At 54.8% G+C, this 13,594-nt stretch carries 11 protein-coding genes and 1 other RNA gene; 9 read left to right on the top strand and 3 right to left on the bottom strand.

Annotated features, from left to right (window positions below; all coding sequences use genetic code 11):
- Positions 1 to 43 precede the first annotated feature (43 nt).
- Both rpiA and serA read left to right on the top strand, forming a co-directional pair.
- The gene (gene rpiA, locus ABVN36_RS05030; RefSeq protein ID WP_000189741.1) at positions 44 to 703 is read left to right on the top strand and encodes a ribose-5-phosphate isomerase RpiA; all 660 of its coding nucleotides are present in this window, start codon (positions 44 to 46) and stop codon (positions 701 to 703) included.
- A 266-nt stretch (positions 704 to 969) separates the two neighbouring features.
- Positions 970 to 2,202: a phosphoglycerate dehydrogenase gene (gene serA / locus ABVN36_RS05025; RefSeq protein ID WP_001151627.1), complete on the top strand. Its 1,233-nt coding sequence runs from the start codon at positions 970 to 972 to the stop codon at positions 2,200 to 2,202.
- 380 nt (positions 2,203 to 2,582) lie between these two features.
- On the opposite strand, the gene ABVN36_RS05020 is transcribed toward serA, so the two are convergent.
- From ABVN36_RS05020 to zapA, 3 genes are all read right to left on the bottom strand, one after another.
- Positions 2,583 to 3,179 (bottom strand): 5-formyltetrahydrofolate cyclo-ligase, encoded by a 597-nt coding sequence (locus ABVN36_RS05020; RefSeq protein ID WP_031604965.1) that lies wholly within the window; start codon positions 3,177 to 3,179, stop codon positions 2,583 to 2,585.
- A gap of 20 nt (positions 3,180 to 3,199) precedes the next feature.
- A non-coding RNA gene (gene ssrS / locus ABVN36_RS05015) (6S RNA) lies at positions 3,200 to 3,383 on the bottom strand.
- Between the two features lie 41 nt (positions 3,384 to 3,424).
- Complete coding sequence (zapA, locus tag ABVN36_RS05010; protein ID WP_001276011.1) at positions 3,425 to 3,754, bottom strand: cell division protein ZapA; 330 nt, start codon at positions 3,752 to 3,754, stop codon at positions 3,425 to 3,427.
- Between the two features lie 166 nt (positions 3,755 to 3,920).
- Here zapA and ABVN36_RS05005 point away from each other — a divergent pair, with 166 nt between their 5' ends.
- The 7 genes from ABVN36_RS05005 to gcvP all read left to right on the top strand — a co-directional run bounded on the left by ABVN36_RS05005 (position 3,921) and on the right by gcvP (position 13,343).
- The gene (locus ABVN36_RS05005; protein ID WP_000027236.1) at positions 3,921 to 4,499 is read left to right on the top strand and encodes a YecA family protein; all 579 of its coding nucleotides are present in this window, start codon (positions 3,921 to 3,923) and stop codon (positions 4,497 to 4,499) included.
- A gap of 25 nt (positions 4,500 to 4,524) precedes the next feature.
- On the top strand, positions 4,525 to 5,841 hold the full coding sequence (gene pepP / locus ABVN36_RS05000; RefSeq protein WP_050901231.1) for a Xaa-Pro aminopeptidase: 1,317 nt from the start codon (positions 4,525 to 4,527) through the stop codon (positions 5,839 to 5,841).
- Positions 5,838 to 7,016, top strand: coding sequence for a 2-octaprenyl-6-methoxyphenyl hydroxylase (gene ubiH, locus ABVN36_RS04995; protein WP_023138765.1), 1,179 nt, complete (start codon positions 5,838 to 5,840; stop codon positions 7,014 to 7,016). Before pepP ends, ubiH begins: the two co-directional genes overlap by 4 nt.
- Before the next feature lie 124 nt (positions 7,017 to 7,140).
- A complete protein-coding gene (gene ubiI, locus ABVN36_RS04990) occupies positions 7,141 to 8,343 on the top strand; it encodes an FAD-dependent 2-octaprenylphenol hydroxylase (protein WP_001192144.1) in 1,203 nt (400 codons plus the stop codon).
- 454 nt (positions 8,344 to 8,797) lie between these two features.
- Positions 8,798 to 9,892, top strand: coding sequence for a glycine cleavage system aminomethyltransferase GcvT (gcvT, locus tag ABVN36_RS04985; RefSeq protein WP_023138766.1), 1,095 nt, complete (start codon positions 8,798 to 8,800; stop codon positions 9,890 to 9,892).
- Between the two features lie 25 nt (positions 9,893 to 9,917).
- Positions 9,918 to 10,307, top strand: a complete 390-nt coding sequence (gene gcvH, locus ABVN36_RS04980; protein ID WP_001295377.1) for a glycine cleavage system protein GcvH — start codon at positions 9,918 to 9,920, stop codon at positions 10,305 to 10,307.
- A 162-nt stretch (positions 10,308 to 10,469) separates the two neighbouring features.
- A complete protein-coding gene (gcvP, locus tag ABVN36_RS04975) occupies positions 10,470 to 13,343 on the top strand; it encodes an aminomethyl-transferring glycine dehydrogenase (RefSeq protein WP_000194975.1) in 2,874 nt (957 codons plus the stop codon).
- Positions 13,344 to 13,594 lie beyond the last annotated feature (251 nt).

The raw sequence follows: 13,594 nt of genomic DNA, 5'->3' as shown, positions 1-13,594 counted from the left end.
TCTATAATGCGGCTGTATTTTCACACCACAGGCGAAACGATCTATGACGCAGGATGAACTGAAAAAAGCGGTAGGATGGGCGGCACTTCAGTATGTACAGCCCGGCACCATTGTGGGCGTTGGTACAGGCTCAACGGCCGCACACTTTATTGATGCGCTGGGCACAATGAAAGGCCAGATTGAAGGCGCGGTCTCCAGCTCGGACGCCTCGACTGAAAAACTCAAAGGCCTCGGTATTCATGTGTTTGATCTCAACGAAGTGGATAGCCTGGGCATCTATGTCGACGGCGCGGACGAAATCAACGGTCATATGCAGATGATCAAAGGCGGCGGCGCAGCATTAACCCGTGAGAAAATTATTGCTTCCGTGGCGGAGAAATTTATCTGTATTGCGGATGCCTCTAAACAGGTGGATATTCTTGGCAAATTCCCGTTGCCGGTTGAAGTGATTCCGATGGCGCGCAGCGCGGTCGCTCGTCAACTGGTGAAGCTGGGCGGGCGTCCGGAGTACCGTCAGAACGTGGTCACGGATAACGGCAACGTGATTCTGGATGTTTATGGGATGGAAATCCTTGATCCCATCGCGCTGGAAAACGCCATTAACGCGATTCCGGGAGTCGTGACCGTAGGGTTGTTCGCCAACCGTGGCGCCGATGTCGCACTGATCGGCACGCCGGACGGGGTGAAAACCATCGTAAAATGATCCCGCCAGGCGAATTTCCTGCCGCGTAAAAAATTCGGTCAGGGCAAATTTGGTGACATGTATCACGTTTAATCGTTTGCCCTGCCGATCCCTCCAAAGAAAAAGTTATTCCCGGTATTTTCATCTGCTATTTCCCTCTGTATGCGATTCCTTCACGACGCTGGCGCAAACGTTCATATTGCCGTGATAATTTTTTTTGATATGTTGAAGGACGGATGCAAATCCATACACAACATCAGATGGCAAAAAAAGACAGGATCGGGGAAATGGCAAAGGTATCGCTGGAGAAAGATAAAATTAAATTTCTGCTGGTTGAAGGGGTGCATCAAAAGGCGCTGGAAAGCCTTCGTGCGGCAGGTTACACCAACATTGAATATCACAAGGGCGCGCTGGACGCTGAACAGTTGAAAGCGTCCATCCGCGATGCCCACTTCATCGGTCTGCGATCCCGTACTCATCTGACAGAAGAAGTGATTAACGCCGCAGAGAAGCTGGTGGCGATTGGCTGTTTTTGCATCGGCACCAACCAGGTGGATTTAAATGCGGCGGCAAAACGCGGTATTCCGGTTTTTAACGCGCCATTCTCGAATACCCGTTCCGTGGCGGAGTTGGTGATTGGCGAGCTGTTGCTGCTGCTGCGCGGCGTGCCGGAGGCGAACGCCAAAGCGCACCGCGGCGTATGGAATAAACTGGCGGCGGGATCGTTCGAAGCGCGCGGTAAAAAGCTTGGCATTATCGGTTACGGCCATATCGGAACGCAGTTGGGCATTCTGGCGGAATCGCTGGGGATGCATGTCTATTTCTATGATATTGAAAATAAACTGCCGCTTGGTAACGCAACTCAGGTGCAGCACCTGTCTGAATTGCTGAATATGAGCGATGTGGTCAGTCTGCACGTACCTGAAAACGCCTCCACCAAAAACATGATGGGCGCAAAAGAGATTGCCCTGATGAAGCCGGGTTCGCTGCTGATTAACGCCGCGCGCGGTACGGTGGTGGATATCCCGGCTTTGTGCGACGCGCTGGCGACGAAACATCTGGCGGGGGCGGCTATCGACGTCTTCCCGACGGAACCGGCCACTAATAGCGATCCGTTTACCTCTCCGCTGTGCGAATTCGATAACGTGATCCTGACGCCGCATATCGGCGGCTCGACGCAGGAGGCGCAAGAAAACATCGGTCTGGAAGTCGCAGGAAAACTGATTAAGTACTCGGATAACGGCTCGACGCTGTCCGCCGTGAACTTCCCGGAAGTGTCGCTGCCGCTGCACGGCGGTCGTCGCCTGATGCACATCCACGAAAACCGCCCGGGCGTATTGACCGCGCTTAACCAGATCTTTGCCGAGCAGGGCGTTAACATTGCCGCACAGTATCTGCAAACCTCCGCCCGAATGGGGTATGTGGTAATTGATATAGAAGCCGATGGCGATGTGGCGGAGAAAGCGCTGCTGGCGATGAAGGCGATTCCGGGCACCATTCGCGCCCGTCTGCTGTACTAATTTCCTCTAAATGGGCAGGAGATGACCTGCCCATCCTTTCTCTGGTTTCCCTGCCTCAACATCTCTTTGTGTAACGCATACATTCTGTTTTCGAGCCTTGCCGCAATTGGTAATTAAAGGCAGCGTTGCGTGTTGTACAGCAATAAAAGGAATTTACGATAAGGGCTCAGCATAGCGCTGAAACGGGAAAGCCCCTGGCGAAGCAGGGGCTCTAAAAAGGAAAGGGACGATGATGAGATACGTCATCATGCTGCTGATCCTGTTAATCATCGCTACGCCAGCATATTAACAGAGAGTACGCAGGAGGGAGGTTCGCCTCCCTCACCCTTCACCGAGAAATTTAGGTCAAAAAAGCGACGCTGTCAATCGACAAAACACGGCTACCACTCCCAAATTTTTGACGGCGTCACCACCGCAGGCAGCGGGATATCCCACTCTTCAACCGGCAGTTTTTCTACTAACTGGCAATCATGCGCGTAGCCCACGGGCTGGATCTTATGCTGCTGCCAGTTTTGTAGCGTGCGGTCATAAAATCCGCCGCCCATCCCCAGGCGCTGCCCGTCTTCGTCAAACGCCACTAACGGCGTTACCAGCACATCCAGCTTTGCCAGCGGTAATACGTCGCGGACATCAAGCCGTGGCTCCCGGATCTTTAAGCGGTTGGTCACCAGCGCACTCTGCGGATGATAGTGCAGGAACAGGAGGTTGCCAGGGCTGAAGGGATGAAGAACCGGAAGGTAGACGCGCTTGCCCGCTCGCCATAGCTGTTCAATCAGCGGCTGGGTGTCGAGTTCGCCATCAAAGGAGAGAAACACGGCGACAGTGTGCGCCATCACGACGGGAGGAAAGCTGAGCATTCGGGCGGCGGCCTGTTGACCAAAGCGGCGTTGCTGCTCTGGCGTCAGCGCACGGCGACGTTGCCGAATCATTCGGCGGATTTCTTGTCGTGATAAAGAGAGTTCGGGAAGTTGCGTCATGGCTGTCGCCAGTCAGAAGGGGAATCTCCGAGATGCCGCCGCAGGCTGTAACCCTTGAACCCTTGGTTCAAGGTGAATGTGTCGTCACAGTTTTAAGGCTTCTCGGACGAACCGAGCATGCTCACCAACCGCGGAGCGCCACATTCTTGTGGTATGAAATATCGGCTCAGGGGACTGGCCCGCTTGCAAACATCTCAGAGAAATTCTGTTTTCACAATCACTTTACCATAGTAAAGCGAAAAGTGTTATTCAAAGTTTTGGCCCGTTTTTTCGGTTATGCGACCTTGATCAAGCAACGCCTGTTCGATGGTCTGTTGTAGCATCCGAATACGTTGTTCCATGCTCGCCGCGTAATCGCGGGTCTTCGCTTTTTCCTGAGTTAACTCATAGCTGATATTCAATGCGGCAATGAAAACCAACTGCTCAGTATTTGTGACTCTAGTGCGAACTTTCAGATCTTGCAACCGCTGATTCAGATCGTCCGCAGCCTGATTCAACGCATCCCTTTGGTCAGGCGGGCAATTCACTCGCAGTGAACGGCCAAATATTTGGATATCGACGGGTTGTGCAGACATGCCACCTTCCTGCTGATTGACTGCGCTGCCTTCGTCTCCAGACCCAGGGTCCGCGAAGGGGCGACACTATAGCTACCCTAGTGTGAAGATACAAGCCCTTTTCTGGTTCACCAGGGTCCAAAGTGGTAGCATATCATGAATATCCTCCCTTTGATGACGAATGCTTATGTCTATACAGAACGAAATGCCTGGTTACAACGAAATGAACCGGTTTTTGAATCAACAAGGGGCCGGTCTGACCCCGGCTGAAATGCATGGTTTAATCAGCGGGATGATTTGCGGCGGCAACAACGACAGCTCATGGCAGCCGCTGTTGCACGACCTGACGAACGAAGGTCTGGCCTTCGGGCATGAGCTTGCTCAGGCGCTGCGCAAAATGCACGCGGCGACCAGCGACGCGCTGGAAGACGACGGCTTTCTTTTTCAGCTTTATCTGCCTGAAGGCGACGATGTCAGCGTATTCGATCGCGCAGATGCATTAGCCGGGTGGGTTAACCACTTTTTGCTTGGCCTCGGCGTAACGCAGCCTAAACTTGATAAAGTCACCGGCGAAACGGGTGAAGCGATTGACGACCTGCGTAATATTGCGCAGCTTGGTTATGATGAGAGCGAAGATCAGGAAGAGCTGGAGATGTCGCTCGAAGAGATCATCGAATATGTCCGTGTTGCGGCGCTGTTATGTCATGACACTTTCACGCGCCAACAGCCGACCGCGCCGGAAGTGCGTAAACCGACGCTACACTAAGAAAAAACGAAATGGAGGCCATGTCATGACTCAGCAGGAATACCAACGCCGTCGCCAGGCATTACTGGCGCAAATGCAGCCCGGCAGCGCCGCGCTGATCTTTGCCGCGCCGGAGGCGACGCGCAGCGCAGACAGTGAATATCCGTATCGCCAGAGTAGCGACTTCTGGTATTTCACCGGTTTTAACGAACCGGAAGCCGTGCTGGTACTGATTAAGAGTGATGACACCCACAACCACAGCGTTTTGTTCAACCGCGTTCGCGACCTGACGGCGGAAATCTGGTTTGGTCGCCGTTTAGGACAGGATGCCGCGCCGGAAAAACTGGGCGTTGACCGGGCGCTGGCGTTTAGCGAAATCAACCAGCAACTCTTTCAGTTGCTTAATGGTCTGGATGTGGTGTACCACGCGCAGGGCGAATATGCGTATGCCGACGAGATTGTTCTGGCTGCGCTGGAGAAGCTGCGTAAAGGCTCCCGCCAGAATCTGACCGCGCCGGCCACCATAACTGACTGGCGACCGATCGTCCATGAGATGCGCCTGTTCAAATCGCCGGAAGAGATTGCTGTCCTGCGCCGCGCCGGGGAAATTAGCGCGCTGGCGCATATCCGCGCGATGGAAAAATGCCGTCCGGGGATGTTTGAGTATCAGTTGGAGGGGGAAATTCACCACGAATTTAATCGCCACGGCGCGCGCTATCCCTCCTATAACACCATTGTCGGCAGCGGCGAAAATGGCTGTATCCTGCATTACACTGAAAACGAAAGTGAAATGCGCGACGGCGATTTAGTGCTTATCGACGCAGGTTGTGAATATAAAGGTTACGCGGGCGACATCACGCGTACTTTCCCGGTGAACGGGAAATTCACGCCAGCTCAGCGTGAAATTTATGACATCGTTCTGGAATCGCTGGAGACCAGCCTGCGACTGTTCCGTCCTGGCACCTCTATTCAGGAGGTGACCGGCGAAGTCGTGCGCATCATGATAACCGGGCTGGTGAAGCTGGGGATTTTGCAAGGAGAGGTTGATCAACTGATTGCCGAAAATGCGCATCGTCCTTTCTTTATGCATGGCTTGAGCCACTGGCTGGGGCTGGATGTTCATGATGTCGGCGTTTATGGGCCGGATCGCTCCCGCATCCTGGAGCCGGGCATGGTGCTGACCGTAGAGCCAGGCCTCTATATCGCGCCGGATGCCGACGTGCCGGAAGCGTATCGCGGCATTGGCGTTCGAATTGAAGATGACATTGTCATTACCGAAACCGGTAATGAAAACCTGACCGCTGGCGTTGTGAAGAAGGCGGATGACATTGAGGCATTAATGGCGGCGGCGCGGCAGCAATGAGCGTCATTATCGTTGGCGGCGGCATGGCAGGCGCGACGCTGGCGCTGGCCATCTCTCAGTTCAGTCATGGGACGTTGCCGGTACACCTGATTGAAGCGAAAGCGCCTGAAGCCGACGGTCATCCCGGCTTTGACGCCAGAGCGATTGCGCTGGCGGCGGGCACTTGCCAGCAACTGGCGCGAATTGGCGTCTGGCAGGCGATTTCCGATTGCGCAACGGCAATCAACACCGTACACGTCAGCGATCGCGGTCATGCCGGATTTGTGACTCTCGACGCGCAGGATTACAGCCTGGCAGCGTTGGGTCACGTTGCGGAGCTGCATGATATCGGGCTGCGTCTGTTTGCGCTCTTGCGTAAAGCGCCAGGCGTTACGCTGCACTGCCCGGAGCGCGTAGCCAGCGTGTCGCGTACCCAACAGCAGGTTAACGTCACTCTGGAAAACGGCAATGTGATAGCTGGCAGCGTGCTGGTGGCGGCTAACGGTACCCACTCCGCGCTCGCGTCAGCCTGCGGCGTTGACTGGCATCAGGAGCCTTACGAACAGTTAGCGGTGATAGCGAATGTCGCGACCGCTATCCCGCATCAGGGACGCGCCTTTGAACGTTTTACTCCCAATGGCCCGCTGGCGATGTTGCCGATGTCGCATGGCCGATGTTCGCTGGTTTGGTGTCACCCGCTCGACCAGCGTGATGAGGTGCTGAGCTGGTCCGACGCGCAGTTCTGTCATGCATTGCAGGCCGCGTTCGGCTGGCGGCTGGGGCGAATTACTCAGGCCGGTAAGCGCAGCGTGTATCCGCTTGCCCTGACTACGGCGGCAAAAGTGTTTACTCACCGGACTGTCGTGGTCGGCAATGCGGCGCAGACGTTGCATCCTATCGCCGGACAAGGGTTTAATCTCGGTCTGCGCGATGTCATGAGCCTGGCGGAAACGCTGGTCGCGGCACAGGACGCGGGCGAGGATATTGGCGCCTGGCACGTGTTATCGCGCTATCAGCAGCGTCGTCAGGTTGACCGGGATACGACGATTGGCGTAACGAACGGTCTGGTCCATCTGTTCGCAAATCGTTGGGCGCCGCTGGTTATTGGGCGCAATATCGGTTTAATGGCGATGGAATTATTACCGCCTGCGCGCGATGCGCTGGCACAGCGGACCTTAGGTTGGGTTGCGCGTTAAGCAGATCTGTAGGCCGGATAAGGCATTTACGCCGCCATCCGGCATCGTGTTCGTAAAAATACCGGATGGCAGCTTCGCCTTATCCGGCCTACGGTTTGATTGTTCCGGTTTCCAGGAGTAAATAGTGCAAAGTGTTGATGTAGCAATAGTTGGCGGAGGCATGGTGGGACTGGCTGTCGCCTGCGGCTTGCAGGGGAGCGGTTTGCGCGTTGCGGTACTGGATCACGTTGTCCCCCAGCCGTTGGCGAACGATGCGCCGCCTCAGCTTCGGGTGTCGGCGATTAATGCCGCCAGCGAAAAACTGCTTACCCGTCTTGGCGTATGGTCAAACATTGTGGCGCGACGGGCAAGTTGCTACCACGGTATGGAAGTCTGGGATAAAGACAGCTTTGGCCGTATTACGTTTGATGACGCAAGCATGGGATATAGCCATCTGGGGCATATTGTTGAAAACAGCGTCATTCACTACGCATTGTGGCAAAAAGCGCAGCAAGCGGCGGATATCACCTTAATGGCGCCAGCGGAGTTACAGCAGGTCGCCTGGGGGGAGAACGACGCCTTCCTGACTTTAAAAGACGGCGCGATGTTAACCGCGCGTCTGGTGATTGCCGCGGATGGCGCCAACTCCTGGCTGCGTAACAAAGCGGATATTCCCTTAACTTTCTGGGACTACCGTCACCATGCGCTGGTAGCGACTATCCGCACCGAAGAGCCGCACGGCGCGGTTGCTCGCCAGGTGTTTCATGGTGAAGGTATTCTGGCGTTTTTGCCGTTAAGCGATCCGCATCTGTGTTCCATTGTCTGGTCGCTTTCTCCGCAGGATGCGGAGCGTATGCAACAGAGCGGCGACGAGGCGTTTAACCAGGCGTTGACTATCGCCTTCGATAATCGGCTGGGCTTATGCCGCCTGGAAAGCGAACGGCAGGTTTTTCCGCTGACGGGCCGCTATGCTCGCCAGTTTGCCGCGCATCGTCTGGCGTTGGTCGGCGATGCCGCGCACACCATCCATCCGCTGGCAGGGCAGGGCGTCAACCTCGGCTTTATGGACGCGGCCGAACTGGTGGACGATCTGCGCCGGCTTCAGCGCCAGGGCAAAGACATTGGCCAACATCTTTATCTCCGTCGTTATGAGCGTAGCCGTAAACATAGCGCGGCGATGATGCTTGCCGGGATGCAAGGTTTTCGTGACCTGTTTGCTGGCGAAAACCCGGCAAAAAAATTGCTGCGCGACATCGGGCTGAAACTGGCGGATACGCTCCCCGGCGTCAAACCCCAACTGCTTCGCCAGGCAATGGGGCTAAACGACCTTCCGCAATGGCTTCGTTAAGTGTCTGACTGCACGCCAGCAAGAGTTTGAAACCCGTCACACTTTGCTTTCCCGGCTATCGCGCCGGGGGGCTTTCCTCGTTTGAAATAATCTAATTTCACCGCCTATTTCGCATTATATTTTCTAATGCCACTATTTTTTGCGAACGAGATTTTCGACATTTTTTCCACATTTAATATTAATTTATGTTGTGATAAATCGTATCAGCTTCATTTTTATGGAGGTTATTTAGCGTAATAGTGGGTTTTTGTGCTGATGGGGTTTTGGCGTTTTTTAGTCATAAGCTAATGTGATGGTAAATTCAGCCTTATGGTTTAGCGCCTGGTTCGGTGGTAAGTTCAGGAGCAAGAGAACGTTTGCGTCGGCGCAGGAAAAAGGGCGTCGATGCCAGGTTTCGTGGCGAAGATTTCCCATGAAAATGGTTGTTAGCCCCCGCTAATTCAACGAGGAAAAGATGGCCCAACAGACGCCTTTGTACGAACAACACACGCTATGCGGCGCCCGCATGGTCGATTTTCATGGCTGGATGATGCCCCTGCATTACGGCTCTCAGCTTGATGAACACCACGCTGTGCGCACCGATGCCGGGATGTTTGATGTATCGCATATGACCATTGTCGATCTTCATGGCAGCCGCACCCGGGAGTTCTTGCGTTATCTGCTGGCAAACGACGTCGCGAAGCTAACGAAGACGGGTAAAGCCCTCTACTCCGGTATGCTTAACGCATCGGGTGGCGTGATTGATGACCTTATCGTCTACTACTTCACTGAAGATTTCTTCCGTCTCGTTGTTAACTCCGCCACCCGCGAAAAAGACCTCTCCTGGATTACCCAACACGCTGAACCTTATGCCATCGACATCACCGTTCGTGACGACCTGTCGCTGATTGCGGTACAGGGGCCGAATGCGCAGGAAAAAGCGGCGACTCTGTTTACTGACCAACAGCGCCATGCAGTGAAAGGTATGAAGCCGTTCTTCGGCGTTCAGGCGGGTGATTTGTTTATCGCCACCACCGGTTATACCGGCGAAGCGGGCTATGAAATCGCCATGCCGAATGAAAAAGCGGCGGATTTCTGGCGTGCGCTGGTGGAGGCGGGCGTGAAGCCGTGCGGTCTTGGCGCGCGCGACACGCTGCGTCTGGAAGCAGGCATGAACCTGTACGGTCAGGAGATGGATGAAGGTATCTCTCCGCTGGCGGCTAATATGGGATGGACTATCGCCTGGGAACCTGCTGACCGCGACTTTATTGGCCGTGAGGCGCTGGAGATGCAGCGTGAAAAAGGCCATGAGCAGCTTGTCGGTCTGGTGATGACCGAGAAGGGCGTATTGCGTAATGAATTGCCGGTGCGTTTTACCGATGCGCAGGGCAATCAGCAAGAAGGCATTATCACCAGCGGGACGTTTTCCCCAACGTTGGGCTACAGCATTGCGCTGGCGCGCGTTCCGGCGGGCATCGGCGAGACGGCGATTGTACAAATTCGTAACCGTGAAATGCCGGTAAAAGTGACTAAACCTGTTTTTGTGCGTAACGGCAAAGCCGTCGCGTGATTCATCCTTTTTTGGAGATTAATTGATGAGCAACGTACCCGCAGAACTGAAATACAGCAAAGAACACGAATGGCTGCGTAAAGAAGCGGATGGCACTTACACCGTTGGCATTACTGAACACGCTCAGGAGCTGTTGGGCGATATGGTTTTTGTTGATCTGCCGGAAGTCGGCGCGACCGTAAGCGCGGGCGACGACTGCGCCGTGGCGGAGTCCGTAAAAGCGGCGTCCGACATTTATGCGCCGGTAAGCGGCGAGATCGTGGCGGTAAACGATGCGCTGAGCGACTCCCCGGAGCTGGTGAACAGCGAACCGTATGCCGGTGGCTGGATCTTTAAAATCAAAGCCAGCGATGAAAGCGAACTTGAATCGCTGCTGGATGCCACCGCGTACGAGGCATTGTTAGAAGACGAATAATGTTGTGCCGGATGGCGCTAATGCTTATCCGGCCTACTCACTGCAACGCGAATTATTTTGCGTATTCGTTTTCGCACGCGTAGGCCCGGTAAGCGTCAGCGCCACCGGGCAATTGAGTTAGAGACAATCACGATTCACTGCACGTTTCAGGAACCATCGCCCATGACACAGACGTTAAGCCAGCTTGAAAACCGCGGCGCTTTCATTGAACGCCACATCGGACCGGACGCCGCACAGCAACAAGAGATGCTGAATGCGGTTGGCGCCGAGTCGTTAAACGCGCTGACAGGTCAGATTGTGCCGAAAGACATTCAGCTCGCGACTCCGCCGCAGGTTGGCGAGGCGGCAACCGAATATGCCGCACTGGCGGAATTAAAAGCCATCGCCGGGCGTAACAAGCGCTTCACGTCCTATATTGGCATGGGCTACACCGCCGTGCAGCTACCGCCGGTTATCCTGCGCAACATGCTGGAAAATCCAGGCTGGTATACCGCCTACACCCCTTATCAGCCGGAAGTCTCTCAGGGGCGTCTGGAAGCGCTGCTCAACTTCCAACAGGTGACGCTGGACCTGACGGGGCTGGACATGGCTTCCGCCTCGCTGCTGGATGAAGCGACCGCCGCCGCTGAAGCGATGGCGATGGCAAAGCGCGTCAGCAAATTGAAAAATGCCAACCGGTTCTTTGTCGCCTCTGATGTCCATCCGCAAACTCTGGACGTCGTGCGTACGCGTGCCGAAACCTTTGGCTTTGACGTCATTGTGGATGACGCGGCGAAAGCACTGGATCACCAGGATGTGTTTGGCGTGCTGTTACAACAGGTAGGCACCACGGGCGAAATTCACGACTACAGCGCACTGATTACTGAGCTGAAATCCCGTAAAGTTGTGGTCAGCGTTGCTGCCGACTTTATGGCGCTGGTGCTGCTGACGGCTCCAGGCAAACAGGGCGCGGATATCGTTTTCGGTTCTGCGCAACGCTTCGGCGTACCGATGGGTTACGGTGGCCCGCATGCGGCGTTCTTTGCCGCCAAAGACGAATTTAAACGCTCCATGCCAGGCCGTATTATCGGCGTCTCAAAAGATGCGGCGGGCAATACCGCACTGCGCATGGCGATGCAGACTCGCGAGCAGCATATCCGTCGTGAGAAAGCGAACTCCAACATTTGTACCTCGCAGGTACTGCTGGCTAACATCGCCAGTCTGTATGCCGTTTATCATGGACCGGTTGGCCTGAAACGCATTGCGAATCGTATCCACCGCCTGACCGATATTCTGGCGGCCGGTCTGCAACAGAAAGGCTTAAAGCTGCGTCATGCGCACTACTTTGACACGCTGTGTGTGGAAGTAGCTGATAAAGCTGCGGTACTGGCGCGTGCGGAAGCGGCAGAGATCAATCTGCGCAGCGATATTCATAACGCGGTGGGTATTACGCTCGATGAAACCACCACCCGTGAGAATGTGGCGCAGTTGTTCAATGTTTTGCTGGGCGACAGCCACGGTCTGAACATTGAAACACTGGATAAAGACGTGGCGCTTGATAGCCGTTCCATTCAGCAAAGTATGCTGCGTGACGATGCGATTCTGACGCATCCGGTATTTAACCGTTACCACAGCGAAACCGAGATGATGCGCTATATGCACTCGCTGGAGCGTAAAGATCTGGCGCTGAATCAGGCGATGATCCCGCTGGGTTCCTGCACCATGAAGCTGAACGCCGCCGCCGAGATGATCCCTATCACCTGGCCGGAATTCGCTGAACTGCATCCGTTCTGCCCGCCGGAACAGGCGGAAGGATATCATCAGATGATTAGCCAGCTTTCTGACTGGCTGGTGAAACTCACCGGGTACGACGCCGTCTGTATGCAGCCTAACTCCGGCGCACAGGGGGAATACGCGGGGCTGCTGGCGATTCGTCACTATCACGAAAGCCGCAACGAAGGGCATCGCGATATCTGCCTGATTCCGGCCTCTGCTCACGGCACTAACCCTGCTTCTGCACATATGGCAGGAATGCAGGTGGTGGTAGTCGCCTGTGATAAGAACGGCAACATCGACCTGGACGATCTGCGGGCAAAAGCAGAACAACATGCTGCGAACCTCTCTTGCATCATGGTGACTTATCCTTCCACCCACGGCGTCTATGAAGAAACGATCCGTGAAGTGTGTGAAGTTGTGCACCAGTTCGGCGGTCAGGTTTACCTTGACGGCGCGAACATGAACGCTCAGGTCGGCATTACCTCACCGGGCTTTATTGGCGCGGACGTTTCGCATCTTAACCTGCATAAAACTTTCTGCATTCCGCACGGCGGCGGTGGCCCAGGCATGGGACCGATCGGCGTGAAAGCGCATCTGGCACCGTTCGTACCGGGTCATAGCGTGGTGCAAATTGAAGGGATGCTCACCCGTCAGGGCGCGGTGTCTGCGGCGCCGTTCGGCAGTGCCTCTATCCTGCCAATCAGCTGGATGTACATCCGCATGATGGGCGCAGAAGGCCTGAAGCAGGCAAGTCAGGTCGCGATTCTTAACGCTAACTACATTGCCAGCCGTCTGAAAGACGCGTACCCGGTACTGTATACCGGTCGCGATGGCCGTGTGGCGCACGAATGTATTCTTGATATTCGCCCATTGAAAGAAGAAACCGGCATCAGCGAGCTGGATATTGCCAAGCGTCTGATCGACTACGGTTTCCATGCGCCAACCATGTCGTTCCCGGTGGCGGGCACGCTGATGGTAGAGCCGACGGAATCTGAAGGTAAGGCTGAGCTGGATCGCTTTATCGATGCGATGCTGGCTATTCGCGCAGAGATTGACCAGGTGAAAGCGGGTGTCTGGCCGCTGGAAGATAACCCGCTGGTGAACGCGCCGCACATTCAGAGCGAACTGGTCGCCGAGTGGGCGCATCCGTACAGCCGTGAAGTTGCCGTATTCCCGGCAGGCGTGGCAGACAAATACTGGCCGACGGTGAAACGTCTGGATGATGTTTATGGCGACCGTAACCTGTTCTGCTCCTGCGTACCGATTAGCGACTACCAGTAATTTACTGATTCGACTGTTTTCTAAAGGCGCTTCGGCGCCTTTTCAGCTTGTTAATAAAGTGCGCTTTGTTTATGTCGGATGCAGTGTGAGTGCCTTATTCAGGCTACAAAGTGTTACTAATTCAATATATTACACTAAATCGTTGGCTCCTGTCAGGCAACCTGGCGTTTGTATCAGTGTATTAGCCAGAATTAAATTACCGCTTTTTTAGAGCCTAATGATTCATTGTGCATCATTTTTACCTTGCTGTT

Source organism: Salmonella sp. SJTUF15581 (genome assembly GCF_043356775.1).
Taxonomy (GTDB): domain Bacteria; phylum Pseudomonadota; class Gammaproteobacteria; order Enterobacterales; family Enterobacteriaceae; genus Salmonella; species Salmonella enterica.
Note: the sequence above shows the minus strand (reverse complement) of the source record. Positions and strands in the feature narration are given on the sequence as shown.

Excerpts from the sequence above, each read along its gene's own strand:
- rpiA (WP_000189741.1), top strand. The coding sequence starts at position 44 with ATGACGCAGGATGAACTGAAAAAAGCGGTAGGATGGGCGGCACTTCAG.
- serA (WP_001151627.1), top strand. The coding sequence starts at position 970 with ATGGCAAAGGTATCGCTGGAGAAAGATAAAATTAAATTTCTGCTGGTT.
- ABVN36_RS05020 (WP_031604965.1), bottom strand. The coding sequence starts at position 3,179 with ATGACGCAACTTCCCGAACTCTCTTTATCACGACAAGAAATCCGCCGA.
- zapA (WP_001276011.1), bottom strand. The coding sequence starts at position 3,754 with ATGTCTGCACAACCCGTCGATATCCAAATATTTGGCCGTTCACTGCGA.
- ABVN36_RS05005 (WP_000027236.1), top strand. The coding sequence starts at position 3,921 with ATGTCTATACAGAACGAAATGCCTGGTTACAACGAAATGAACCGGTTT.
- pepP (WP_050901231.1), top strand. The coding sequence starts at position 4,525 with ATGACTCAGCAGGAATACCAACGCCGTCGCCAGGCATTACTGGCGCAA.
- ubiH (WP_023138765.1), top strand. The coding sequence starts at position 5,838 with ATGAGCGTCATTATCGTTGGCGGCGGCATGGCAGGCGCGACGCTGGCG.
- gcvT (WP_023138766.1), top strand. The coding sequence starts at position 8,798 with ATGGCCCAACAGACGCCTTTGTACGAACAACACACGCTATGCGGCGCC.
- gcvH (WP_001295377.1), top strand. The coding sequence starts at position 9,918 with ATGAGCAACGTACCCGCAGAACTGAAATACAGCAAAGAACACGAATGG.
- gcvP (WP_000194975.1), top strand. The coding sequence starts at position 10,470 with ATGACACAGACGTTAAGCCAGCTTGAAAACCGCGGCGCTTTCATTGAA.